General features: G+C 48.5%; 1 protein-coding gene. It reads left to right on the top strand.

What is annotated here, in order from left to right; genetic code table 11:
* Window positions 1-145 precede the first annotated feature (145 nt).
* Window positions 146-600, top strand: a 455-nt coding sequence (locus ABLQ08_RS32420) for a Crp/Fnr family transcriptional regulator (RefSeq protein WP_352950913.1), incomplete at its 3' end; no start/stop codon positions are given.

Here is a 600-nt window from a genome sequence, read left to right as displayed (position 1 = left end):
GAACAGCTTTACGATGACTCTAATATTTAGTACGTCTGCAGAATTGCATGACGAGTTCTTTTTTCTGAAACAAATGTGTTCGATGGGCTCGTTCTAAGGATACGAGCAAATGACTGGATTACTAGATCATGGAAGCCTTAAGTTCATGGATCTGCTCAGTCCTGAAGTTCAGTCTGAAATCGAGGCGGTAGAACGTCGTCGCACCTATCAAGATGGTCAGATGATTCATTCTAGCGGCGACGACGGAGATCGTCTGATCATTGTACGTTCAGGCGCCATAAGAGTGGGGCGCATAGACCCCAATGGCAGAGAAGCCATGCTGGCTGTGTTGGGTGCAGGCCATGTCATCGGCATAATAGGGGTGCTGACCGGGCGCAAAAGGAACCAGAACGCTGTGACTTCTGGCGAAACGACGATTGGCTTTGTCAGTAAGGCCGATTTTTTGACTTTGATGGAAAGGCGCCCGGAAATCGCTGGTGCAATTCTACCGATGGCATTGGACCGTCTGAATATGGCGTTTAGCATCGTGGACGATATCCGCTTGTTGAATCTAACCGCCTTTACAGCATCGCTGTTGTTGAAGAATTTGCCTGAGGAATC

Origin of the sequence: Roseibium sp. SCP14 (assembly GCF_040329475.1) — a bacterium.
GTDB lineage: Bacteria > Pseudomonadota > Alphaproteobacteria > Rhizobiales > Stappiaceae > Roseibium.
This window is presented reverse-complemented; position numbering and strand designations above follow the sequence as displayed.